The sequence below is a fragment of the Roseovarius tolerans genome (genome assembly GCF_900109855.1).
GTDB lineage: Bacteria > Pseudomonadota > Alphaproteobacteria > Rhodobacterales > Rhodobacteraceae > Roseovarius > Roseovarius tolerans.
Genome location: NZ_FOBO01000007.1, coordinates 44,402 through 65,515, shown reverse-complemented (window position 1 = coordinate 65,515; position 21,114 = coordinate 44,402). Strand labels below are relative to the sequence as shown.

Annotated in this window: 21 protein-coding genes and 1 tRNA gene; 7 read left to right on the top strand and 15 right to left on the bottom strand. The window is 62.4% G+C overall.

Annotated elements, in window-relative coordinates; all coding sequences use genetic code 11:
• Nucleotides 1-166 precede the first annotated feature (166 nt).
• A complete protein-coding gene (locus BMX04_RS08680; RefSeq protein ID WP_083398135.1) occupies nt 167-277 on the top strand; it encodes a BRO-N domain-containing protein in 111 nt (36 codons plus the stop codon).
• 139 nt (nt 278-416) lie between these two features.
• On the opposite strand, the gene BMX04_RS08675 is transcribed toward BMX04_RS08680, so the two are convergent.
• From BMX04_RS08675 to BMX04_RS08665, 3 genes are all read right to left on the bottom strand, one after another.
• The gene (locus tag BMX04_RS08675; protein WP_074785865.1) at nt 417-1,196 is read right to left on the bottom strand and encodes a DUF6538 domain-containing protein; all 780 of its coding nucleotides are present in this window, start codon (nt 1,194-1,196) and stop codon (nt 417-419) included.
• A gap of 286 nt (nt 1,197-1,482) precedes the next feature.
• A complete protein-coding gene (locus BMX04_RS08670) occupies nt 1,483-3,009 on the bottom strand; it encodes a hypothetical protein (RefSeq protein WP_074785864.1) in 1,527 nt (508 codons plus the stop codon).
• A gap of 507 nt (nt 3,010-3,516) precedes the next feature.
• Nucleotides 3,517-4,071, bottom strand: a complete 555-nt coding sequence (locus BMX04_RS08665) for a recombinase family protein (protein ID WP_074785863.1) — start codon at nt 4,069-4,071, stop codon at nt 3,517-3,519.
• Nucleotides 4,072-4,267: 196 nt separating this feature from the next.
• Here BMX04_RS08665 and BMX04_RS08660 point away from each other — a divergent pair, with 196 nt between their 5' ends.
• Nucleotides 4,268-4,804, top strand: coding sequence for a hypothetical protein (locus BMX04_RS08660; protein WP_074785862.1), 537 nt, complete (start codon nt 4,268-4,270; stop codon nt 4,802-4,804).
• A gap of 307 nt (nt 4,805-5,111) precedes the next feature.
• The gene (locus BMX04_RS08655; protein ID WP_074785861.1) at nt 5,112-6,047 is read left to right on the top strand and encodes a hypothetical protein; all 936 of its coding nucleotides are present in this window, start codon (nt 5,112-5,114) and stop codon (nt 6,045-6,047) included.
• A gap of 149 nt (nt 6,048-6,196) precedes the next feature.
• On the opposite strand, the gene BMX04_RS08650 is transcribed toward BMX04_RS08655, so the two are convergent.
• From BMX04_RS08650 to BMX04_RS08640, 3 genes are all read right to left on the bottom strand, one after another.
• Nucleotides 6,197-7,786: a site-specific integrase gene (locus BMX04_RS08650; protein WP_074785860.1), complete on the bottom strand. Its 1,590-nt coding sequence runs from the start codon at nt 7,784-7,786 to the stop codon at nt 6,197-6,199.
• A 202-nt stretch (nt 7,787-7,988) separates the two neighbouring features.
• Nucleotides 7,989-8,064: transfer RNA gene (locus BMX04_RS08645), tRNA-Ala, on the bottom strand.
• Nucleotides 8,065-8,148: 84 nt separating this feature from the next.
• Nucleotides 8,149-8,475, bottom strand: a complete 327-nt coding sequence (locus BMX04_RS08640) for a TIGR02300 family protein (protein ID WP_074785859.1) — start codon at nt 8,473-8,475, stop codon at nt 8,149-8,151.
• Between the two features lie 112 nt (nt 8,476-8,587).
• On the opposite strand from BMX04_RS08640, the gene BMX04_RS08635 reads away from it, so the two are divergent.
• The 3 genes from BMX04_RS08635 to BMX04_RS08625 are packed head-to-tail and all read left to right on the top strand — an operon-like array spanning nt 8,588 to nt 11,128.
• Entirely contained in the window at nt 8,588-9,280 is a 693-nt protein-coding gene (locus tag BMX04_RS08635) for a M48 family metallopeptidase (protein ID WP_074785858.1), read from the top strand.
• A gap of 30 nt (nt 9,281-9,310) precedes the next feature.
• Complete coding sequence (locus BMX04_RS08630) at nt 9,311-9,958, top strand: GntR family transcriptional regulator (protein WP_074785857.1); 648 nt, start codon at nt 9,311-9,313, stop codon at nt 9,956-9,958.
• Between the two features lie 3 nt (nt 9,959-9,961).
• Nucleotides 9,962-11,128 carry a cation:proton antiporter gene (locus BMX04_RS08625; RefSeq protein WP_074785856.1) on the top strand — a complete coding sequence of 389 codons (1,167 nt, stop codon included), beginning with the start codon at nt 9,962-9,964 and terminating at the stop codon, nt 11,126-11,128.
• 6 nt (nt 11,129-11,134) lie between these two features.
• Here the strand turns inward: BMX04_RS08625 and BMX04_RS08620 are convergent, their stop codons facing one another.
• Complete coding sequence (locus BMX04_RS08620) at nt 11,135-12,097, bottom strand: acetyl-CoA carboxylase carboxyltransferase subunit alpha (protein ID WP_074785855.1); 963 nt, start codon at nt 12,095-12,097, stop codon at nt 11,135-11,137.
• A 346-nt stretch (nt 12,098-12,443) separates the two neighbouring features.
• Nucleotides 12,444-13,049 carry a LysE family translocator gene (locus BMX04_RS08615; RefSeq protein WP_074785974.1) on the bottom strand — a complete coding sequence of 202 codons (606 nt, stop codon included), beginning with the start codon at nt 13,047-13,049 and terminating at the stop codon, nt 12,444-12,446.
• An 82-nt stretch (nt 13,050-13,131) separates the two neighbouring features.
• Between BMX04_RS08615 and BMX04_RS08610 the strand changes: the two genes are divergently transcribed.
• Entirely contained in the window at nt 13,132-13,575 is a 444-nt protein-coding gene (locus BMX04_RS08610; protein WP_083398133.1) for an Lrp/AsnC family transcriptional regulator, read from the top strand.
• 94 nt (nt 13,576-13,669) lie between these two features.
• Here the strand turns inward: BMX04_RS08610 and BMX04_RS08605 are convergent, their stop codons facing one another.
• The 7 genes from BMX04_RS08605 to BMX04_RS08575 all read right to left on the bottom strand — a co-directional run bounded on the left by BMX04_RS08605 (nt 13,670) and on the right by BMX04_RS08575 (nt 21,021).
• Nucleotides 13,670-14,287: a LysM peptidoglycan-binding domain-containing protein gene (locus BMX04_RS08605; RefSeq protein WP_074785853.1), complete on the bottom strand. Its 618-nt coding sequence runs from the start codon at nt 14,285-14,287 to the stop codon at nt 13,670-13,672.
• A gap of 268 nt (nt 14,288-14,555) precedes the next feature.
• A complete protein-coding gene (locus BMX04_RS08600; RefSeq protein ID WP_074785852.1) occupies nt 14,556-16,568 on the bottom strand; it encodes a M3 family metallopeptidase in 2,013 nt (670 codons plus the stop codon).
• Nucleotides 16,546-17,619 (bottom strand): HesA/MoeB/ThiF family protein, encoded by a 1,074-nt coding sequence (locus tag BMX04_RS08595; protein ID WP_074785851.1) that lies wholly within the window; start codon nt 17,617-17,619, stop codon nt 16,546-16,548. The genes BMX04_RS08600 and BMX04_RS08595 overlap by 23 nt, the downstream gene beginning before the upstream one ends.
• Complete coding sequence (gene dut / locus BMX04_RS08590; RefSeq protein ID WP_074785850.1) at nt 17,619-18,074, bottom strand: dUTP diphosphatase; 456 nt, start codon at nt 18,072-18,074, stop codon at nt 17,619-17,621. Before dut ends, BMX04_RS08595 begins: the two co-directional genes overlap by 1 nt.
• 40 nt (nt 18,075-18,114) lie before the next feature.
• On the bottom strand, nt 18,115-19,308 hold the full coding sequence (gene coaBC, locus BMX04_RS08585) for a bifunctional phosphopantothenoylcysteine decarboxylase/phosphopantothenate--cysteine ligase CoaBC (RefSeq protein WP_074785849.1): 1,194 nt from the start codon (nt 19,306-19,308) through the stop codon (nt 18,115-18,117).
• Nucleotides 19,309-19,375: 67 nt separating this feature from the next.
• Nucleotides 19,376-20,146, bottom strand: coding sequence for a ChaN family lipoprotein (locus BMX04_RS08580; protein WP_074785848.1), 771 nt, complete (start codon nt 20,144-20,146; stop codon nt 19,376-19,378).
• The gene (locus tag BMX04_RS08575; protein WP_074785847.1) at nt 20,143-21,021 is read right to left on the bottom strand and encodes an RNA polymerase factor sigma-32; all 879 of its coding nucleotides are present in this window, start codon (nt 21,019-21,021) and stop codon (nt 20,143-20,145) included. Before BMX04_RS08575 ends, BMX04_RS08580 begins: the two co-directional genes overlap by 4 nt.
• Between the last annotated feature and the right edge of the window lie 93 nt (nt 21,022-21,114).

The following is a 21,114-nucleotide window of genomic DNA, read 5'->3' as shown; positions in this document are numbered from 1 at the left end:
TGTTATCGAAGGTGGGTAGTAAAACCCACGGTTGATTATCACTCGTAATATAAGACGACTTTGCAATCGCTTGCTGTTCAACAAAAAGGGGCGTTGTGGACCTAATAGTGTAGAATGGAGCGAGCTTCGAAACACCGATTTCGGACACTGTAATCTGTGATGGCGCATGGCGCGCCTATACAAGCTGGTCATGCTGAGCCGCAAGCCTGAAGCCGAGGCGTTCCAAGACTGGGTTGCTGAGGGTGTTCTCCCTGCGATCCGCAAGGACGGTGGCTAAGTGAAAGGCCCACCATCTCGTTCTCCGTCAACGTCACCACCAGTGACAAAATCCATCACCCAACCTGCCACCTGCAACCCAGCTCTTCAGCCTTTCCAATTCAGCCGGAAACGGAGATTCAAGGTTAATGGTGATGGTTTCATCGAGCCTGGGAAGGTCCGCGGGCTTGGGAAGCTCGGCTATTATCTGTTCGCGCACGCTTCTGGCGGCCTTCTGCCCAGCGCTCAAACGCAGCGGACAGCAAGGGAGCAGAAGCAGCGGAAGAAGCCCACACAGACTGCTGTAACGGCTCTAGGGGCGTTTGCACGACGTCACCCGCATTGCGTTTGCGTTGGGCGTCTGCAGCCTCCACAGAGGCCTCCTGAAGCGCCCTCACAACCCTCCGCCAATCAGATGAATGTGAGGCCAATCGCACCTCGATACCTTCCCAGCTCAAAACCTCCTCGGCCTCATCTTTGAAGAAGTCGTCTTGCTTACCGCGAGCGAGATTTCCTCGCGTCACCGCGTCCATGTCTTCAATCAGCTCTTCGCGTTCCTCGAATGAGGGACGTGGCTCATGCTCCATGGGTTCTTCGCCCGCAACAGTGGCGTCAGGCTCTTCAAACCCATCCAACCTGACCTCCTCATCCTCCTCCAAGAGGTGACGCAAGTAGGCCTGTTTGATCGTCTTGAGTTGTTCCGGCGTGAGGTGATCCACACAAGGCGCGTTCTGCGCCTCCAGCCTGCGCCGATGAGCCGCAAATTCCTCATCCACTCGCACGGCTTCGATCCGAACACGTCGCAAGGCTTCAGCGTGATCCTTCGTCTTGAGAGAGAAGGTTTCTTCGGCTTTCGGATAGGTGTCTGCGATGTCTTTTGGGATCGCTGCGCGGTGATAGTAAACAGCGCCGCGACGGTACAGACGGGTATGACCGGGCATGTTTTCGAGGGTCCTCACTGTAACACCTCAGCGTAACAGTTCCCGAAAATTACCACGAAAAATCACCAACTTACTGGCCTCAAAGGGTTTTGGTGGTGGATGGTGGAGCCTAGGGGGATCGCCGCCAGACCACTAAGATACTGTTAATGAACACTAATGAGGTGTTGTGTTTCCTCGTGTGTCTCACCCTAGTGTCAGACTATATCGTTATGCAACCCGTACGCCAGCCGTTGAAAGGAAATAGATGGTTGAGGAGATGCGGGCGAGGCTTGCGCCCCGCCCTTCATCATATTTCCAGACACTCAGAGTAGGTGGGCATCGGTCGGCCCTCAACCCGAGCAAGCAGTTCAGTCTGCAGCAGCCCTGTCGGGTTGACCGACCCGCTATTCACCTTGCCCGACAGGAGCCAGTTGAGCAGCAGGTTTCGCATGCGTTGCGACGGGATATACACTGTAACACGTCGGCGTGGCTTGTACTGGCGACCTGTCGAGTTGAGGCCCCCTACCCTAATAGCGGAGCGAAACAGCCACTGCACCAACTCCGTCAGCGCATAGGCGTCACAGAACTGGTAAGCATCTTGTGAGTTCCGAGCCATCCCGAGGAAGGTAAGCAACTGTGGATTTGGATGCTGGTCGTACAGGTACACAGCGTGAGTGCACCCGGCGTGGTCGTTAGTCCCTCTCGTCGTGTTGGGAACGAACCTGACCCCGTTGGTGGACCACTTGTCCACGTACCTCTCGGTCTCATGGTCAAAGTCCTCCTCCTTCACGGCGCGGCCAAACATACGTGTGTGCTTGGCTAGGCGGCCAGCTGCTGGCTTCTGACCCGATCTGTTGTCATGCCAGAGGTCCCGGGCGCAGGTCAGCATCACTGAGTTGAGGTTGACCCCTTCCAACTCGCCGTCCTTGAACTTGCGCAACTCATGCCCGATGGACGCGCATTCGGAATGCTTCTTGATACCCTTCAACTGTGCTGTGTAGTTCCAGAGTTGCTCTTCCAATCCCGGGATGGAGAGGACCGTCAGTGCATTCGCCACGTCCTCACGCCAAGCGGCCTCTTCGGCTTGCCCTATATACTCCACTGTCAGTGAAAATAGGCCCGGACGGTCTTGCTGCACCTTCCTCAGGAACTTGAGAAGCAGTGATCCTTCTGAGAGGTACGTGTAGATCGTGACCGACTTTGGCTTCAGGAGCAGCTCGATTGGGATGGTCAACACGAACAGCTTCTCTTCCAACCGGTACAGGCCGCCGGATTTGGCCTTCTCATACAGCGCCGGGCTGAAGGTCTTGCTGCCCTGAAAGTACTTCAGGTCCCATGCGGGTGTCGGCACAACTCGTCCGTCAGCGTGAACTTCCACAAGTCCCATGTCCAAGTAATCCTGATCGAAGTCGACGCTTCTCACCGTCTGATCAAGCTCGAAGGGATTGATCACCTCGTCAATGATCAGGTTGTATCCGTCCAGGAGGTGCTCAACTTCGACACTGGGAACGGTACCGGGCTCAAAGGCGACACAACGTGCCGCACCTGTTGAGAACGTCGCAAGCGTGCCGAGGCGATAGAACATGGCGTGAGTTGTCGCGATTGACTTACCGGCTCGGAGCAGCTTCTCACAGTGATCGCTCTTGTTGCTGCTTCCGCTGACGGGTTCTGTCAGGATCATCTTGGATTTCTCTTGCGCATCCGAAATGAACCGCTTCACCTCGCTCAGGTATGGTACGACTGCGATGTATTTCTCTCGCTTGTCGAAGCTGCTTACGATGCGGGACGACTTGCCGTAGCCGCAGGGCATATCGACAATATGAATGTGGGCCATGACTGGCTCCTGTGTTTGACCCGTTGGGTCGGATTTAAGGGAACCCCCGTCGGGGCATCTGGAGACGGCCACGATCAGACCGGGCAGCCGTATTGAAAGCAGTGCCAACGCCTGCTCGCGGAAAGCCAACAAGGGGGCAGACTGATCTATGACCTATCTATCAGGTCAGTGCGCTTTTTTTGTTATCTGTCAATGCCTTGCCATGACCTCACTCCGCTCACAACGGAGAGGCTTTGAAAAACCGGGCTAGGGCCGGGTCGGTATCTCTGTCTGTGAGACGAAGGGTTAACCACTCGCGACGCCTCTCGCCCGTCTGGCCGGTTGCGATCGAGAAAGCCTGACACAGCCATCCGGACCGATGTGTGCTGGTTCTACCTTGAGACGGAGGGTTAAGCCCGTCAGCGACCCATGACGGCAATTGGGTCGCCAACCTCGGTTGCTGGCATCGGTGGGGCTGTAACTATGAAACGAGGGATTAAGCCACCATCAAGAGCGCCAGCTTCGCGTTCATGCCGATGCCAGAACCCGATAGACTGACGCGCGCCCGATCCCGAGTTGGCGGGCGATGTCTGAAGCGCCCACGCCTGCCTTGTGCAACTCCACGACCTCCGCCGCTTTCGCCTGCGCCGTTGGCTTCCTGCCCTTGTACTTGCCTGCTGCCTTTGCCTTCGCAATGCCCTCGCGCTGCCGCTCCAGCATGATCTCCCGTTCGAACTCCGCTACGCCTCCAAGGATCGTCAGCATCAACTTGCCGGTTGCAGTCCCCGTGTCGATCCCCATCGACAGTATGCGGAGGGCGGCCCCCTTGCTTGATATGACCTCCAGTACCTCCAGCAGATGCGCCACAGAGCGCGCCAGACGGTCCAGCTTGGTTACGACAAGGGTATCCCCCTCCCGGATATAGTCGAGAGCCTCAGCGAGCCGCTCACGCGCTTTCACATCAACGGAGGAGACCTGTTCAACGAAGACCTTCTCACACCCCGCTGCGCTCAGTTCTGTTTTCTGGGCTTCGAGCCCGGCTTTCTGGTCCAAGGTGGACGTTCTGGCATACCCAACGATCATGACTGCACTCCGATTGTCTCAATGATGTCTAAGACCCTGATAGTCAGAGTGTCTCAAAATCGCAAGAGGTCTTTTGTGAGACACCTTACGGACAAGCCCGGGACGCCTCACTAGAGCAGGCCCTGTGAGACAGTTGTCAACGACATCAGGTGAGCGTAACGTGCAGCCAAAGTGGTTGCAGCGGACGTTGTAGGCGATGACCCAGAACATGACTGACCAGTCAGAAGCCCCGGGTACCATCGCCGAGATGAAAGAGGCAGTGGGCTCTTTGTTCATGCTCTGGTCGAGGGTTGAGGCCGATCTGGTGAAGGCACTTGCCGAGTTGAGCGGCCCGCCGAAAGCAGACACGCCGCACGGCATCGGTCGCACACTCGCAGCGTGGAAGGCACTGCACGAGGACATCGCCGGGAGAGGCACGGATCACCTGGAGGTCGTGTGTGCACTGCACGGGCATCTAGCCGGTGCGCTCAGAGTGCGGAACGCCATTGCGCACGGCTTGGAGAGCTACGGCATAGCCGGTAGCGATGGCTCAGGCGAGGCGTATTTCCAGTGTCGGTTGAAGGACGCACCCGAGGTCATCACGCTGCGGCACCTGAAGGCCTGCCTTAGCCGCTTGGCAGGAGCGAGGATGCATATCAGCAGGCTGACATACGCAGCATTGCATCCGGGCGAGCGAGGGTTGCAGAGCCTGTACGATGACGTGACGGACTTGATGCGGCGTCACGAGGATTGAGGCTGGGCTGCTATCGGGAGGGCCCTATGGGGGAAAAGGGTTCGGCAGCTATGGTATATGCACCCTCGCAAAAATGTGCGGAGTTTTTCGGAGGACATTGGTACTTCCCGGTTCTCACTCGCATTCCATGGGTCAGCGATGGTTGTGAGCGTTACAACGCCCGCTTCGGAGGTAAGGGCGGGGCGCTACGGGGGCAAATCCCGCACTCGGATGAGTAGATAGGGGCACACAAAAATCTGTCACTTATTTGCGAGAGCCCTTCATATGGGTAGGGTGGCCACACAGTTACCGCTCTCGGAGGTGCGCCATGACACTTATTCTCACAGTCCAAACCAAGGGATCGATCTGGCTGGTGGCAGATCGGCGGCTGTCCGCATCAGGCCAAGCACCGATAGACGACGCCATCAAGTGCACCATTGTCGAAGTAGCGGATGGGATCGCCTTACTTGGATACGCTGGCCTCGGCGCCACAGCTCGCGGAAGTCAGCCATCGCAGTGGGTGAGTAACGTACTGCGCGGCAGGCATCACCCTCTCGAACAAATGCTGCAAGTCGTGTCAGACGCCATGAAGCGAGAGTTCCTGCCACATCTCGAAGGCATCCGAGACGCCAAGCAACGTCAACACAACTTCGTGGTGCCGGCGTTCCTGAACGAAATGCACCGCGTCTACACCATCGATCTCGCCTACACATCTTCCGCATACAAGTATCGCTACACTAGGCACATCATGGGTGGCGCCCTGACGCCAATGCAGGTGACCACACCCATCGGATTGGCCGGTTCCGGCGCTGGAGCATTGCCCAACCGGCAGGACTGGCAGCGTCCCCTCCTCCGGCTGGTTAAAGCCTACAACGGCAAACGCATAACGGCGGCAGTGGTAGCGCATCACCTTGCTAAGCTGGCGTACCGATCATGTCTCGGCACTCCCGACGGTAGCGTTGGGCCTGACAGCTTAGTGGTATGGCGCAATTCGAAGGCAGGCTTGCATCGGGGAGGCGGAGGACACTCCTTCTTTGCTAACGCTCAGCCAAGCAGTCAAAGAGCAGATATTCCCTCAATATCTAAAGGCATGGACATGACCGCTTTGGTGAAGACCATGATGGAGGTGATCATACCACAGTTCGAAGAGATGTCGGCTGCCAAGGATAGAGGTGAAGAAATACCTGAGTTCGACGGCGGCACAGACGAGATCAATCGGCGCCTTAGGCGATTGCCGTCTACGCCCGACGAGAAGCTGCCGTGAAGCCGTCCGGTTGCGCCGAGGCGACGGATGAGGCAAAAAGGTGAGACAAATCGCAACCGACCCGCTTAGCGGTTGCGGCCACATCAATGGTTTACCGTGATGGCAGGCGATCCTAGGTCGCCCACCATGTCGACTGCCGTGTAATGTGGCTACGGGTGTTGTCTGACGCACTCCAACGATAGCCCCGGATATGAGACCTTAAAAATAGCCTCCTGCAAGACCGACAAAGGCGCTTTGCCGTCGCCGTACCTTCCCGACATGCCATGAAGCGAATGTCCCTGAAGGATGTCGGCAATATCCGGCTGCACCCCACCACTCCGGCAAGCATCCTTGAACCCGTGCCGGAACGAGTGGAAGGAGGTCTTGTCGGTCTTTGCGTTGATGCCCTTGAGGTATGCGGAGAAGTCCTTTGACGGTCGGTCAGAGTAGTAGCCGGTCGGGCCCACTTGCAGGGTTGGGAATAATCGCTCCTCTCCGCCACGGCGTTGGGTTTCAGCATATCTCAGGATGCCAAGGTCAATCAGCTTTGGGTGCAGAGGCACCACACGGCCTATGCCGCTCTTGATCCTCTGGCCCTGTTGCCCTTCACGGAGGTGCAGGAATTGTACTCCATCCTCCTTGTCCAAATCCGTGAGATGTAGCTGGCATAGCTCGTTGAGGCGTGCCCCGGTGTAGAGGCCTAGCAATGGAAGCCAGTACCAGCTTGTTCCACTCATATTGGTGTCGCCAGCCTGCGTTCGGAACCGGTCCGACTTGCAACCTGTGAAAAGCGGCCCGGAGAATATGGCTTTCAACTGGCCCTTGCTGAACGGGTCTGCTTCGTCTCGTGCGTTCACTCTGGCGGCAACCTTCATGGGTCCGAAGATGTCGGGCAAGTCGTCATCCAACTGCTTGTCCGCCCACTTCCAGATCGCCTGTAACCGACCAAGCGCCTTGTTCACGGTGCTGGTGGAGATGACGGCAAGACCGTGCTGCTTGCCTGCTTGTACAGCTTCGCGCGGGCCTAGGCCGTCTGTCTCGACGTACTTCGTTCGGTTCACAGGGAGTTCCTGCAACACCTCCTTGAACGCTCGGGCGTCCGCTTTGCGGTAGCTTAAGATCGACCGATCCCCGGCCAGTTCCAAAAAGAGCCCCACCCAGACCGAATAGTCAGCGCATAGCTTGGCCGACCACTCTGCGCCCCGGTTCGCTTCGGCCTGACGGGCAGCAAACATATCAGACAACAGCGTGCCAGACACCCCATTTGCGAGCCGCTGAGCGGCCTGCTCGGTTCCGCTGCTGCCGGTCCCTGCTGGCGGCGAACCCGCCGCCTGTGCCCCGCTCTGAGCCTCTGAGAAGTCGTAGCCATCCAACGTACCGGCGAAGGCTAGGATTTCTTTGGCAGCACCGATCTTGCCCTTTCTGATCTCGTCGAGAACCCGCATGGCGTGAGGCCAGAATTCGTCCCGGGATAGCCCAGTGGTTTCAAAGAACCGGCCCAACTCTTGCTCGGCTTGATCGCGCCCCACGAGTTGCCAGAACTCGATATTGCCCTCTTCGAGCATACCAACTGTATCCAAGACCCGCTCGCGCTCCTTTGGTGTGTAAGGCCCAAGAGATACACGGCGCACTTTCGCGTCGGCTAGTTGTTTTTGGAAGTAGTCAATGACTGCGGCTCGGAGTGTTGCGTGGTCCATGCTTACTTCTTGTAGCTGTTGTTTCAACGCGAACCCGCAACTTGCGAGATGCCGTGCCAACATACCAGCCTCTTCTGGGCATCTCGTGTTCAATGACAATCGAAGGCTTTTTCGGGTGGCCCGGTGGTCATGTGTTGGCAGTGGCCAGCGGAAGTAAAATATACCGTGTCGTGATTGGCTCAGATACGCATGTAGCTTCATCTTGTGTCACACCTGTGTGTCACACCACTCTAATGTTCAGCTAACATGTTGATCTGTAGGGTTTTGGTGGAGCCTAGGGGGATCGAACCCCTGACCTCTTGCATGCCATGCAAGCGCTCTCCCAGCTGAGCTAAGGCCCCGAAAACAAGCCCACGTCGGGCCGTGCGCCGCTATCTAGGCAAAGCGGCAGGCGGGATCAAGAGGAAAATCCCGCCCGGTGATCATTACATCTCGTTGTCTTCAGAGGCGACGTCGGCGATATCGTCGAGCGAGACATCATCGTCTTCGTCATCCTCCAGCAGGTCGTCGTCGATATCCACATCGACACCGTCCTCATCCTCGACCAGGTCGCTGCTTTCCTCGGACGTGCCGGTCTTTAGCTTCTTGGTTTCCGCGTCCTCGGCATCGGGCCGCATGGAGCGGGTCTTGCCGGTGGCCAGTTCTACCACCTCGCCGGTATAGGGGCTGACGATCGGGGTCTTGTTCAGGTCGTAAAAGCGCTTGCCGGTGGTCGGGCACAGACGCTTGACGCCCCATTCTTCCTTGGCCATGGGTGATCCTCTTTCACTGACATCTCTTGCAGGTGATCCGCGTCCCCTGCCATAACGCCTTTACGCTGTCAAAGGCTTTGCGGCGGCATGCGACACCCGGTTAGGAGGCCATATGGGCCAACATCTCCTTTCAGGCAACCCCCCTGTTGCCGTAAGCCTGCGGCACAGCCCCCGCGCGCGGCGGATTTCGCTGCGGGTCTCGGGGCTTGACGGGCGCGTGACCCTCACCGTGCCGCGCGGGGTAAGCGAGGCCGAGGCGCTGACATTCGCGGCCTCCAAGGGCGATTGGCTGCGCGCGCAACTGGCCGGGCGGCCGGACAGCCTGCGCGTAGCAGCAGGGATCGCGTTGCCGGTCGAGGGCCGACTGCTGCGAATCGGCTCCGGGACAGGGCGGGGCGTGCGCCTGACCGGCGATGCGATCGAGGTGCCCGGCCCCGAGGCGCAGTTGCCTGCGCGGCTCGAAGGCTGGCTCAAGGCGCGCGCGCGAGACCGGTTGGCGGCGGCGTCGGACGCCTATGCGGCTCAGCTTGGCCGGGGCTATTCCCGCATCACCCTGCGCGACACGCGCTCGCGGTGGGGGTCTTGCTCGTCGCGCAGTGCGCTGAGCTATTCTTGGCGGTTGATCATGGCCCCGCCCGAGGTGCTCGATTACGTCGCCGCCCACGAGGTGGCGCATCTCGCAGAAATGAACCATTCCCCCGCCTTCTGGGCGGTGGTGGCGCGGCTCTTGCCCGATTACGAGACGCCGCGCCGCTGGCTGCGCCGCGAAGGCGCTGCGCTGCACCGCTTTCGTTTCAGCGATTGACCCCGGCACGATTTGTGATCACATGGTCGCATGCTGATTTCGCCCCGCCCCGATCCGGCCCCGGCCGCCCATGACCGCGTTTATCGCGGCTTGCGCAGCCGCATCATGCATGGCGAGATCGCGCCGGGAAAGGCGCTGACCCTGCGCGGCATCGCCGCCGAATTCGAGGTCTCGATGACGCCCGCGCGCGAGGCGCTGCGCCGTCTCTCCGCCGAAGGCGCGCTCACTATGTCGAACTCGGGCCGCGTCTCGACCCCGGAACTCAGCAATGAACGGATCGAGGAGTTGGCCGCCCTGCGCTCGCTCTTGGAGGTGGAACTGGCGAGCCGCGCGTTGCCGCGCGCGCATATCGCGCTGATCGACCGGCTTCAGACGATCAACGCCCGGATCACCGAGGATATCGCGCGGCAGGATGCCGTCGCCTATATCCGTCGCAATCTCGAATTTCACCGCACGCTCTACCTGCGGGCGCAGGCCCCGGCGATGCTGGCCATGGCCGAAACCGTCTGGCTGCAGCTTGGCCCGACCATGCGCGCGCTCTACGGGCGGCTGCGGCGCAAGGATCCGCCGCATTATCACCGCCTGATCATCGCGGCGCTCAAGGCAGGGGACGAGCCGAGCCTGCGCCTCGCGGTGCGCTCGGACGTGACACAGGGCCTGCGCATGCTGGTGGGCTGAGCGATGGAGCTGGCACCGCTTCTGATCACGCTTGGCGCACTGTTCCTCGTCGGGCTTGCCGCCGATACGGTCGGGCGGCGCACACGGCTGCCCCGGGTCACACTGCTCCTGGCCTGCGGGATCGTGGTGGGCGGCTCTGGCCTCGACCTCATCCCGCCGGAAATGCGCTCGCTCTACGATTTCCTCTCGGTCATGGCACTCACCATGGTGGCCTTTCTTCTGGGCAGTTCGCTGACCCTCGACCGGCTGGCACAGCATGGCCGGGCGATCCTGCTGATCTCAGTCTGCATCGTTCTGATCACCATGGCGGCCGTCAGCCTCGGTCTATGGCTCGCCGGCCTGCCTGCCCCGGTGGCGCTGCTTCTGGGGGCCATTGCCACGGCGACCGCCCCCGCCGCTACACAGGACGCAATCCGGCAGGCGGGGGCCGAGGGGCCATTCGTGGATCTTATCCTCGGAATCGTGGCCATTGACGACGCCTGGGGGCTGCTGGCCTTTTCACTGGCCGCCGTCGGCGCGCATATGCTCTCGGGGGGTGCAGGCGCGGGGCTGCTCACCGGCGCACTGTGGGAGATCGGCGGCGCGGTGGCGCTTGGCGGCCTCATCGGCTGGCCCGCCGCCTATCTCACCGGGCGGCTCAGCCGGGGCGAGCCATTGGAGACCGAGGCCATCGGCCTGGTCTGCCTCACAGCCGGGCTCGCGATCTGGTTTGACGTCTCGTTTCTGATCGCGGGCATGGTGGCGGGCATGCTGATCGCCAATCTCGCCCGCCATCACGAGCGTGCCTTTCACGAGATCGAGCACCTGCAATGGCCGTTCATGGTGCTGTTCTTCCTGCTGGCGGGCGCACGGCTTGATTTGTCGCTGCTGGCCGGGATCGGCCTCATTGGCGGGCTTTTCATCCTGTTGCGCAGCGCGGCGCGCATCGCGGGCGGATGGATCGGCGGGCGGCTTGCGGGGGTTCCGGCGCTGGAACGCAATTGGTGCGGGGCCGCACTCCTGCCGCAAGCGGGGGTCGCCGTGGGCATGGCGCTGATCGCGGCGCGTGAGTTTCCGCAGCATGGCGAAATGATCCTGACGCTGACCATCGGCTCTACTGTGGTGTTTGAGCTGATCGGCCCGGTGATGACCCTGATCGCCATTCGCCGAGTGCAGGGGGCGCGGCGCTGAACACGCTCAGGCCGCGAGGCCCTTCTTGCCCAGATCGAGAAACTTTTGGCGGCGGTCATTGATCAGCGCCTTGCGGTCCTTCTTGGACAATTCGCTCAGCATCGCGTGAATGGTCTTGCCCACCGCCTTGATCGCCGCGCCGGGATCGCGATGCGCGCCGCCCAACGGCTCGTCGATGATCCGGTCGGCCACACCCAGCTTGATCAGGTCCTGCGCGGTCAGGCGCAGCGCCTCAGCGGCTTCGCGCATCTTTTCAGAGTCCTTCCACAGGATCGAAGCGCAGCCCTCGGGCGAGATCACCGAATAGACCGAATGTTCCAGCATCGCGACGCGGTTGGCGCTGGCAAAGGCCACCGCCCCCCCAGATCCACCCTCGCCGATGATCACCGACACCAGCGGCACACCAATGCCCAGGCACGTCTCGGTCGCGCGCGCGATAGCCTCGCTTTGCCCGCGCTCCTCGGCGCCCTTGCCGGGATAGGCGCCGGGCGTGTCCACCAGCGTAATCACCGGCAGGCCGAAGCGGTCGGCCATCTCCATCAGGCGCACCGCCTTGCGATAGCCCTCGGGGCGCGCCATGCCGAAATTGCGGGTCAGGCGGCTCTTGGTATCGTTGCCCTTTTCGTGGCCAATCACCATCACCGGGCGATCATTCAGGCGCGCAAGCCCGCCCATCACCGCCTCGTCCTCGCCGAAGGCACGGTCACCGGCCAGCTGCGTGTATTCGGAAAACAGCGCGTCTATGTAGTCGCGGCAATGCGGCCGCTCGGGATGGCGTGCGACCTGGCATTTGCGCCACGGGGTGAGGGTCTTGTAGAGATCGCGCAGCAACTCGGCAGCCTTGCGGTCGAGCGCGCCCGCCTCGTCCTCGACATCCATCCCCTCGCTGGTGCGCGCCAGCGCGCGCAGTTCTTCGGCCTTGCCTTCGATTTCCGCCAGAGGCTTTTCAAAGTCGAGGTAATTGGTCATCGCGCTCAGCTCATCCCGTTTCGTGTCGCGGCGTTATATGGCTGGCTTGGGCCGGTTTTGCAATGAGAACCCGTTGCGCGGCTGATCGACCTAATCCCGAGGAGACGAGACTGGCCTGACGCTGCCGTGGTCGTAAGCGGCGCATCGTCGTGCCGCAGTGTGGCGATCCGACGTCAGTTTGGCAGTGCTTTATGCCAGCCAAGCCGGAAAAACATCCGAGCGCAGAGCAGGTTGCAAACAAATCGCCGCGCCGGGGGGGGGGGCACGGCGATGCGCGGCGGTCTTCGACCGTGTATCGCGCAGGGTGCTTCGATCGAATCCCCCCTTCACGCCACTCGCAACACCCTCAGCCCACGGGCCAGAGCACAGGCACCAGCGTCGCCACCAGCAGCACGGCCATCACCCAGTTGAACACCCGGAGCCGCGTGGGGTTCTTCAAGAGGCGGCGCACCTGCTGGCCCAGAACGGTCCAGCCTGTCGTGCTGATCGCCGAAACGCCCACGTACACCCCCGCAACCCACAGCACCGCCATCAGATCCCGCCCCGCCGCATAGAGCGTGATCGCCGAGAGCGCCATGCTCCAGGCCTTCGGGTTGACCCATTGGAACGCCGCCGATTGCAGGAAGGTCAGCGGCTTGCCTTCCGCCGGCCCCTCGGTCGCCCTCGGCGGTGCGGCATTGGCGATTTTCCACGCCAGAAACAGCAGATAGGCCACCGACACCGCCTTGAGCAGCGTGTAGCTGAGCGGCCATATGTCGAAGACCCGCATCACCCCCATGCCCACGCAAAACACCATCAGCGGGAAGCCCAGACCGATCCCGAGCATATGCGGGATGGTGCGGACAAAACCGAAATTCGTCCCCGACGCCATCAGCATCAGGTTATTCGGCCCCGGCGTGATAACCGTGACGAAGGCAAAGGTTGCGAGTGCGGTGAAAAGATCCAGTGTCATGTATGCAACCATATGCGATATTTTGCGCATTTGAATTGCGTTTTATTGTGATTTGGTCGTAATTATGCAACTTATTACGTCTATGGATCATATAAGCGATCGCATATTGCAGGAGTTGACCTGCGACGGACGGATGAGCAACCTGGAATTGGCCGGCCGGGTTGGCCTCTCGCCCTCGGCCTGCCTGCGCCGGGTGCAGGATCTCGAACGGCGCGGGGTGATCGCGGGCTATCGTGCGGTGCTCGATCGCGCGGCGCTGGGGGTGGGGTTCACCGCCTATGTCACCGTCGGCCTCAACAGCCACACCAAAGCCAGCCAGGAGGCATTCGAGCGCGCCATGGCCCGCGCCCCCGAAGTGGTGGAATGTCACAACATCACCGGTGCCGTCGAATACCTTCTGCGGGTCGAGGTGGCCGACCTGCCCGCCTACAAGAACTTTCACACCGAGGCGCTCGGCACCCTGCCGCAGGTCAACGCGATCACCTCCTATGTCGTGATGGGCTCGCCCAAGGACGCGCGCGGGTGATGGCGATCAGCACGATCCCGAAAATGAAAGGGGGCCGTTGGTTCGGCCCCTCGATCATTCCTGCCATCGTAACCTGTTCTGCGTTCCGGGTTCGTCATCCGCCGGGCAGGTTGATCACCTGCCCCACTAGAAGGCGCGCGCCCGCCCCAAGCGTATCTGGATTGACCGCGACGATATCCGACTGCCGGTTGAGATCGCCGTAGAAGCGATAGGCGATCGCGGCGAGGCTGTCGCCGGTGGCGACGGTATAGCTGGGCGGAACGCGTGGGCGGGCGGGCTGCGACAGCGCGCTCAGCAGCACGGCGGTATCGACCCGTCCCTCGGGCGTGACCAGCGCGCTGGGCACCTCGACCCGGCCCTTTTGCGCCGCGTCATTGACCAGCGCGTCGATATAGCTTTCGGACTGGCCCTGCCCCAACGCCTCGATCACCATGCCTTCGAGACCACTTGCGGCTTTCGGGGCGGCCTGTTCGGGGCGTGGGGCCTGTGCTGACGCTCCCAGGTCAACCGCCGCCTGCATGCTCTGCACCAGCGGATCGGTCGGCTTGCCCAGCGGGGTGCCGACCTCGGCCAGATCGGGGCCGCTGCGTGTGACCTCCTCGGTCAGGGGCATCTCAGGCGCGGCCATAAGGCGCGGTTTGCCCGGCTGCATCAGCACCAATGCAATAGTCACCGCCAGAAAGGCCGCCGCGATCAGGGACGCACGCAACATGGAAAACTCCTAAATTCGTCAATGACGTTCGGCGACAGATGTGGGGCAAACGCAGGCGCTCGGGCGCATGTCAGCCGTCCTTTAGCGCATGAATGCACCGTATACCCCCATATATGCCAGGGCCACAGCGATTAGAGGGCCCTCGGTTTGAATATCACAAGATATAGTCCAGACAGGACGAATCCGTCAATAAGCACTGATTCGAAAAATGTGGATCGCGCCGGATAACCACGCGACCCGCCGCTTTCCAGGCATTTTTTCTGGGCAATCAGGCCGCCAGACCGCGCCCGCGCAAGAGCGCCTCGACCCCCGGAAGCCGTCCACGGAACGCGGTATAAAGCTCTGCCGGGTCCGACGATCCACCCTGCGACAGGATATGCCGCTCCAGCGCCCGCGCCTGCGCGGCATCGAAGGCACCCCCCGCCTCCTCGAAGGCGGCGAAGGCATCGGCATCCATCACCTCGGACCACATGTAGCTGTAATAGCCGCTGGAATAGCCGTCGCCCGAGAACACATGCGCGAAATGCGGGCTCGCGTGGCGCATTGTGATCGCGTGGGGCAGCCCCAACCGGTTCAGCACATCGCGCTGCGCCGCGATCAGGTCGTCGGGCGGCGCGCCTTCGTGAAAGGCGAGATCGACCAGGGCCGAGGCCACATATTCCACGGTCTGGAAGCCCATGTCATAGGTCGTCGCCTTGAGCAGCCGTTCCAGCATCTCGGGCGGCATCGCCGCGCCGGTCTCGACATGGGTGGCGTAGCGTTCCAGCACCTCCGGCACCTCCAGCCAATGCTCATAAAGCTGGCTTGGAAGTTCCACGAAATCGCGCGCCACGGAGGTGCCCGACAGGCTCTCATAGCTCACATCCGACAACAGGTGATGCAGCGCGTGGCCAAATTCATGAAACAGCGTGCGCGCGTCGTCATAGCTGAGCAATGCCGGATCGCCCTTGGCGAAATTGCACACGTTGATCACCACCGGCCCCTGCACATTTGGCAGTTTGGCCTGACCGCGCATCGAAGAGCACCACGCGCCAGAGCGTTTGGAGCCGCGCGCGAAGTAATCTCCGATGAAGACCGCCACATGCCGCCCCTCGCGCGTCACCTCCCACGCGCGGCAATCTGGGTGGTAGAGTGCGATATCGAGCGGTTTGAATTCGAGGCCAAACAGCCGATTGGCGCAGCCGAACGCCGCCTCGATCATCGCGTCGAGCGAGAGATATGGCTTGAGCGCGGTCTCATCCAGATCATGCTCGGCCTGTCGCCGCTTCTCGGAATAGTAACGCCAGTCCCAAGGCTCGAGATCGCCGTTGATCCCGTCGGCACGCATCATCGCGGTAAGCGTGTCCGCATCGGCCTCGGCCTGCGTCTTGGCCGGTTCCCAGACCGCCATCAGCAGATCACGTACCGCCTCCGGCGTCTTGGCCATCTCGGTTTCCAGCTTGTAGGCGGCAAAGTTCTCGTAGCCCAGAAGCGCTGCGCGCTCGGCCCGCAGGCGCAGTATCTCCTCGGCGATGGCGCGGTTGTCGGTCTCGCCGCCCATGGCCCCGCGCGAGACCCATGCCTCAAACGCCTTTCGGCGCAGGTCGCGGCGCGGAGAGAATTGCAGGAATGGCACGATCAGCGAACGCGAGAGCGTGATAACGGGGCCATCTGCCCCTTTCTCCTGCCCCGCCGCGCGGGCAGAGCGGATCACGAAGTCCGGCAGCCCTTCCAGATCACCTTCGCTGAGTTCCATATGCCAGCCGGCCTCATCCGCCAGCAGGTTCTGCGTGAAGGCGGTGCCCAGCTCCACCAGCCGCGCCATGATCGCGCGCATGCGTTTGTCCTGCTCGCCGGTCAGCGCCGCGCCCGCCCGACGAAAGGCGCGATGCGTCAGCATCAACAGGCGCTGCTGCTCGGCTGTCGGGTCGAGCGCCTCGCGCGCCTGCCAGACCGCCTCGACCCGCGCGAAAAGTTGCTTGTTGCCGTATAACTCAGACGAATACGCGGCCAGTTTCGGGCCGAAGTCGCGCTGAAGTTCCTGCCGCCTCGGGTTGCTGTCCGCGCCCGCCACGGTGAAGAACACCGACAACACCTTGTCGAGCGCCTTGCCCGACGCTTCCAGTGCCTCGATCGTGTTGGCGAAGGTCGGCGCGTCGGGATTGTCGGCAATCGCCGCCACCTCCGCGCGCGCCTCTTGCATCGCCGCATCAAAGGCGGGGGCGAAATCCTCGTCGGAAATCGCGTCAAACGGCGCGAGGGCAAAGGGCGTCTTCCACTCAGCCAGCAACGGGTTGGTCATGTCTCTCTCCTTTGTCGCCGCAGATCGGGCAATCCGCGCGGCGGCCTACCGCGATCTTGCGGCTCTCGCCATAAAGCGCGTCGTAAATCAGCATTTCCCCGCGCAAGCTCTGCCCCGCCCCGGTGATCAGTTTCACCGCCTCGGCGGCCATCATCGCGCCGACCACGCCGGGCAAGGGGCCAAGAACGCCCGCCTCGGCGCAGGAGGGCGCAAGACCGGGTGCGGGGGCCTCGGGAAAGATGCATTGATAGCAGGGCGCACCATGGGCGGGATCGAACACACTCAACTGCCCCTCCCATTGCGACAGCGCGCCGGAAATCAGCGGTTTGCCCTGTGCAACGGCGGCGGCATTGGCCAGATAGCGCGTCTCGAAATTGTCGGTACCGTCGAGGATCAGATCGTAGTCGGCAAAGAGATCCCCGGCGATCTCGGGCGACAGCCGTCGCCGGTAAGGGCGCACCACGACATTGGGGTTCTGCGCCTGCATCGCGGCCATGGCCGACTGCACCTTGGGCAGGCCGATATCGTCATCGCGGTGGATCACCTGCCGTTGCAGGTTGGAATTGTCGACCTCGTCATCGTCGATCACACCGATGGTGCCGACCCCGGCCGCGGCCAGATACAAGAGCACCGGAGAACCGAGCCCCCCTGCCCCGATCACCAGCACTCGCGCGTGCTTGAGCGCCTTCTGCCCCGGCCCGCCGATCTCTCGCAGCACGATATGGCGGGCATAGCGGCCCAGTTCGGCCTCGGAAAAGAGCGGCTTGGGGCTGGTGTCCGCCTCGGCCTCGCGCCGCCCGGCCCGGTCCCGCAACCGTCGCAGCGCCGCACGATAGACCAGCACCAGCACCGCGGCGCCGCCTATCATCAGCCACAGCGCCGCCCTCTCACCGGTGGCGAGCCGGATGGGATGCCCTACAGGCAAGACCAGATGCGCCAGCGTGACCCCGGCCCAGAGCGCCGCGATCATGCCCCAGCGCAGCCGCCGAGGTGTGCCCATCGCCGCCCCGATGCCCCAGAGCACCGCCGCCATCACCAGAACCAGCAGCATCAGCGCACACCCGTGGAGCCGAACCCACCGGCACCGCGCGCAGTGGCCTCAAGGCTTTCGACCGCCTCAAACCGGGCCTGGATTACCGGGGCGACCACCATCTGCGCGATGCGCGCGCCATGCTCAATCTCGAACGGCTCCTCGCCCGCATTCATCACGATCACCCCCAAGGGGCCGCGATAGTCGGCGTCAATGGTGCCGGGGCTATTGGGCAGGGTGATCCCGTATTTGAGCGCCAGCCCTGAACGGGGGCGCAGTTGCACCTCGTATCCCGCAGGCACCATCAGCCGCAGCCCCGTCGGCACCAGCGCCCGCGCCCCCGGCTCCAGCATCACCACGCCGCGATCCGGGAAATTCGCGCGCAGATCGGCCCCCGCCGCCCCGTCTGTCTCATAGGCAGGCAGGCCCAACGCGCGATCCGCTCCTTCCTCCCATTGAAACGCGACGGTCAGCATCCGCAGTCCCTTTTCATCTTTCTAAAAACACTCAAAATCCTCAGGCCAGCGCCTGCGCGATGCGCTCGGCCAGTTGCCGCGCCACCTGATCCTTGCCCATGCGCGGCCAACTGTCCGCGCCCTCTTTGGTGATCAGGGTCACGGCATTCTCGGCTCCGCCCATGATCCCCGTGGCATGGCTCACGTCATTGGCGACAATCCAGTCACACCCTTTGCGCGCGCGCTTAGCGGTGGCAAGGTCCACCACGTCATGCGTCTCGGCGGCAAAGCCCACCACCAAGGCCGGGCGTCCCTCGGCCATCCGGCTCACCGTCGCCAGAATGTCCGGGTTCTCGGCAAATTCCAGCAGCGGCAACCCGCCCTCGGTCTTCTTCATCTTGCGGTCGCTTTCACTGGTCACGCGCCAATCGGCCACGGCGGCGGCGAACACGGCGGCATCGACGGGCAGCGCGCCTTCGACCGCCGCCAGCATCTCCTGCGCGGTCTCGACGCGGATCACCTCGACGCCTTCGGGGGTCGGCACGGTGGCGGGACCGGTGACAAAGACCACCTCCGCACCCAAAGCCGCCAGCGCCCGTGCAATCGCCGTGCCCTGCGCCCCGGAAGATCGGTTGGCGATATAGCGCACCGGGTCGATGGGCTCATGCGTCGGGCCGGAGGTCACCAGCACGCGCCGCCCGCGCAGCGGGCCGTCGGCCAGCGCCGCCTCGATCGCCGCCAAAATTCCGGTAACCTCGGCCATCCGCCCCGGGCCATACTCGCCGCAGGCCATACCGCCCTCATTCGGGCCAACAAAACCGATGCCGTCACCAATCAGCGTCTCGATATTGCGCTGCGTCGCCGCGTGCTGCCACATCCGCACGTTCATCGCCGGGGCCAGCAGCACCGGCGTATCGGTGGCCAGCAGCAGGGTCGAGGCCAGATCATCCGCATGGCCATGCGCCATCTTGGCCATCAGGTCGGCGGTGGCCGGGGCCACGACAATCAGATCGGCCGAGCGGCTGAGCTCGATATGCCCCATCTCGGCCTCGTCGGTCAGGTCGAAGAGGTCCGAGAAGATCTTGCGCCCGGCCAGCGCCGACACCGATAGCGGCGTGACAAATTCCGATCCCGCCCGGGTCAGCACCGGTACCACCTCGGCGCCGCGCTCGCGCAGTCGCCGGATGAGGTCGAGCGACTTGTAGGCCGCGATTCCGCCGCCGATGATCAGAAGAATGCGTTTCGAGGCAAGCATGGGCGTTCCTTCCAGGGCCGCGCTGACAGTAGGGCGCGGGCGGCGCGCGTGCAAGAGCACGGGGCCGCTACTGAAACGCCACGCAGGGGTCGGGTCGCTCGGCGGCGGGGGCGGATTTGACCGTGTCGAACCCGCCCTCCAGCGGGCGCCCGTCCTCGGTTTGCCCCAAGACCCAGACATCAAGATCGGGGGCCACCTCGGCCAGCACTGCAGGCACGCCCCAGTCACGGCGCGCATGGCCGTTGCCGGTGATCACCGCGACCGGCCCGCCGGTTTCATCAAGCGCGCGGACCACCGCCCGTGCCAGCACCGCGTCACGCAGGCGTTGGACGGCGACCATGTCGGGCAGCATCTCCTTGGGCAGCGCGTCGCAATGGGCGGACATCTGCATCGCTTCGCGGGTGGCCTGCTCTGCCGGGTCGAGATCGCGGTGCAGGCCGTAGCGCGCGGCCTCGTCACCGAATGCCTCCGCCGGGCCGATGTCAAACACCTCGCGCGCCACCGGACGTGGAACCAGCGCGCCGTAAATCGCCGCTTCGGGGGCTGCGGTGAAAATCGGATGATACATGGTGAATTCGGGCCAGCCGCTCTCGGCCCAGTCAAGCGCCTCACCCAGCGCCTCGGCATCGTCGCGCAATTCGGGGGTCACGCGCGCGGCTTGTGCCTCGGTCAGCATTTCAAAGACGATGGCCGAAGGTTGAAGGCGCGCCACCTGCGCGGCCTGTTCGGCGTGGTGGTCGGGATTGTCATGCTCCTCGCCCAGTATCACCACGTCCTGCGGAGCCGCCGGACCGGCGGCGCATAGTGCGACTGTGAGGGCAAGGGCGCGCAAGCTCATGCGAGCAGGTTCTGCACCTCGCCGCCGTGCTTTTCAAGATGCTTGCGCATTTTCTGGAACGCCGCTGCCTCGAGTTGGCGGACACGCTCTTTCGAGAGGCTCAACTCCTCGCCGAGGCTTTCCAGCGTGCGCGGCGCATCGCGTAGCTTGCGTTCACGGACGATGAACCGCTCGCGTTCGTTGAGCTTGCCCATCGCGTCGCCCAGCCAATCGCGCAGCGCCTGCAAATCGTGATCCTTCTCGACAAGCTCATCGCCGCGTGCGCCCTCATCCTCGATCGTGTCGATCCACTCGCGCCCCTCATCCTCCGACGATTGCGTGGCGTTAAGCGAGAAATCGGAGCCGGACAAGCGGCCTTCCATCATCTCCACATCGCGCAAGGGAACACCGACTTCATGCGCGATCATCTCGCGCAGCTGGTAGCCGTCAAGCTCCTCGCCATTTGCCATCGCCTCGCGCTCGATCCGCGCCTGAACCCGGCGCATGTTGAAGAATAGCGATTTCTGGCTGGAGGTTGAACCGGTGCGCACCATCGACCAGTTGCGCATCACGTAATCCTGGATGCTGGCCTTGATCCACCACACCGCATAGGTCGAAAAGCGAACGCCCCGGTCAGGGTCGAACTTGTCGGCGGCTTTCATCAGGCCAAGCCCTGCCTCCTGGATGAGGTCGTTCATGGGCGCGCCATAGCGTCGGAACTTGGACGCCATCGAGATTGCCAGCCGCATATAGGCGGTGATCAGGCGGTGCAGGGCCGCCTCGTCACGGTGGTCGCGCCAAGCATAGGCGAGCGCAAGTTCGGTTTCGGCGTCCAGCATTTCTGCCTTCATCGCGGTGCGGGACATGTTGCTTTGCTGCGGTGCATCGAGTGGCATGTGATCCCCCTGTCATGCATCTGTTGCCGATGTGGTCTTTCTGAGTATTTCACGAGGTGTTACGACGCCAGATGCGAACCGGATCAAAATAAG